This is a genomic window from Actinomycetota bacterium (genome assembly GCA_018830725.1).
Taxonomy (GTDB): Bacteria; Actinomycetota; Humimicrobiia; order JAHJRV01; family JAHJRV01; genus JAHJRV01.
The window spans coordinates 1-2,852 of sequence record JAHJRV010000091.1; the positions used below are offsets into that span (position 1 = coordinate 1).

At 32.2% G+C, this 2,852-nt stretch carries 1 protein-coding gene and 1 pseudogene; both read left to right on the forward strand.

All coding sequences use genetic code 11. The features are described from left to right. Window positions 1-86 precede the first annotated feature (86 nt). Window positions 87-440, forward strand: a complete 354-nt coding sequence (locus KKC53_04225) for an ornithine aminomutase subunit alpha (GenBank protein ID MBU2598373.1) — start codon at window positions 87-89, stop codon at window positions 438-440. A 19-nt stretch (window positions 441-459) separates the two neighbouring features. Then, window positions 460-1,839 (forward strand): annotated as a pseudogene (locus KKC53_04230) (lysine 5,6-aminomutase subunit alpha). Window positions 1,840-2,852 lie beyond the last annotated feature (1,013 nt).

Consider the following 2,852-nt stretch of genomic DNA (forward strand, 5'->3'; position numbering starts at 1 on the left):
ATTTGTTTTGAAATTATTTATGGAATTATAAGACTTAATTTGTTTTACAATTTCATTTGAATTCAATTTTTAAAAAGGAGTATTAGTTGCAGAGAGAGGATGATTTTAAAATAAGAAGGAAAAAGATAAAAGAACTTTCAGATAAAGAGTTAAAGGAAAGATTCTGGGATTTAGCCAATAAAGTTGTAGAACCTATGATTGAAATGGCTAAAGAATACACATCCCCTTCCATTGAGAGGTCAGTTCTTTTAAGAATGGGTTTTAATTCATTACAATCAAAAGCTATTGTAGATAAGTGTTTAGAGTTAGATATTTTAGGAAAGGGAGCAGGTCATATAGTTTTAAGATTAGCTAATGAAGAAAATATTCCTTACAAAGAAGCTGGAGAAAAATTAGTTAGTGGACAATTAGTAGATAAAGTAAAAGAAATTTTTAAATAATTAAAAAGGAGATTTGAAATTGGGAGATTCAGAATTTAAATATAAATATAGATTAAAGCAAGATGAAAAGATAGATGTTTTAGAAATATTGAAGGATTTGGATAAATATAAGCCCAGGAGGAAAGGTTGGACCTGGAGAAAGAAACTTCCAAAGGGAACTTTAGTAGGACCATTTGTATATAACCAAATTTCAGAAAATTTAGAAAACAGTCAACCTCTTCCAGCAGCTCATTATTTTAAAAATATTGACCCTCAACCTGATTGCATAATAACATCTGAAATAGCTTCAGGAAGATTTGAAGATGATATAAGAAGATTCAGAATGGCAGCATATCATGGTGCTGACCATATAATGGTTATAAGAACAGCAGGACAAAGTCATTTTGATGGTTTAATTGAAGGCACACCTGAAGGGGTAGGTGGTGTTCCAATTACAAGAAAACAGGTAAGGGCTTCAAGAAAAGCATTAGATTTGATTGAGGATGAAGTTGGAAGACCAATTAATTTTCATTCTTATGTAAGTGGAGTTGCTGGACCGGAAATAGCGGTATTATTTAATGAAGAAGGTGTAAATGGAGCTCATCAGGATCCACAATATAATATATTATATAGAGGAATTAACATGTACCGTTCTTTTGTTGATGCTGCTGAGGCTAAGAAAATAATGGCTAATGCTAAAATGCTTCAGATTGATGGTGCTCATAATGCCAATGCTACTGCCAAGGAAGCATGGAAGGTGATGCCAGAATTATTAGTTCAACATTCTATAAACTGTGCATTTTCAATTAAAGCAGGTATGCCAAAAAATTTAATTGCTTTATCAACAGTTCCTCCAACATCTGCTCCTGCTCCCTGTATTAAAATAGATTTGCCATATGCTGTTGCATTAAGAGATTTCTTCGAAGATTTTATCTTTAGAGCGCAGATGAATACCAGATATATGGAATCGTGCACTCGAGAAGTTACTGTTTCCCATACCTTAAATGCTTTGATATCACGTTTAACATCTGCACACCTGCAAAGTACTATTACACCTGATGAAGGTAGAAATGTTCCATGGCATTATAACAGTATTCATGGAGTAAATACAGCAAAGCAGTCTTTAATTGCACTTGATGATATTAAAGAATTAATTGAAATTAAAGATGAAGGAATTCTTAAAGAAAAGGTTAGGGAGATAAAAGAAAGAGCTATCCTTTTTCTAGAGGAAATACTCAAAGTTGGAGGATATTTTGAAGCAGTTGAAAAGGGCTTTTTTGTAGATTCAGGATGTTATCCAGAAAGAGCTAATGATGGAATTATTAGATATAAAGAAGGGGGAGTAGCAGCAGGAACTATATTTAAGAGGGCTAAAGATTATTTTGCTCCAGTTTGCAGCCATTTTGGATATAATAATCTTTCATTAGCTCAAAAAATAACTGGTAAGAGAATTGCAAGTAAAGATTTAGAAAAGGAAAGCAAAGATATAGAGGAAATTAATAATAATCAGATTAAGAATATACAATCAATAGAGAAGGATATTTATGAAAAACAGGTTAATAAAGAAATTGATAGTAAGGTGTGTGATTTAATATATGGCTGTACACTTTGTGTTCATGACAAAATTTCTTACATTGATGAGCTTGACGAAATAGATAATGTAAATGTAAGACTTAAGGAAAATAAAGAATATAGGCTGGGAAGAAAAGTAAAGCCAGAGGTTCAGTGGGCTGGTGATGGTGTAATAGTATTATCTATGTTTTTACCGGTAGATGAAAAAACATCTCATTTTGCCTCACTTAAAATTGCAAGAAAGTTTGGATTAAAGGAACCAGAGATTATTCATAAACAGATAATGCATCCTGCTGAAGGAACATATGTTGAGGTAAAAGGCGTAGTACCTTTTAGTATTGATTTAAAAGAGTTGAAAATGCCTGAAATTATTCCTAATTTAGAGTCTGAATATATAGAAAAAACTGTTAGAGAAAAGAATTTAAAAGTTGTTGCTGCCACAGTTGGAGAGGATGAGCACTCAGTAGGAATGAGAGAGATTATAGATATAAAACATGAAGGTATAGAGAAATTTGGATTCAAATGTTATTATCTGGGCACATCAATACCTATTGAGAAGGTGATAGATGCAGCAATAGAAGTGGATGCCAAAATAATTTTGATAAGTACAATAATTACACATGGCGAAATTCATAGAATAAATATGAGAAGACTCAATCAATTAGCAATTGAGAAAGGAATACGAGATAAAGTTATCTTAATTGCAGGTGGGACTCAAATAACAGATCAGATGGCTAAGGAGGAAGGAATGGATGCAGGCTTTGGTCGTGGAACTAAAGGTATTGACGTAGCTTCTTTCGTAATTAGAAAATTAACAGAAAATAAATAATTAAACCAAGAAGAATCAATTAAATAGAAGAG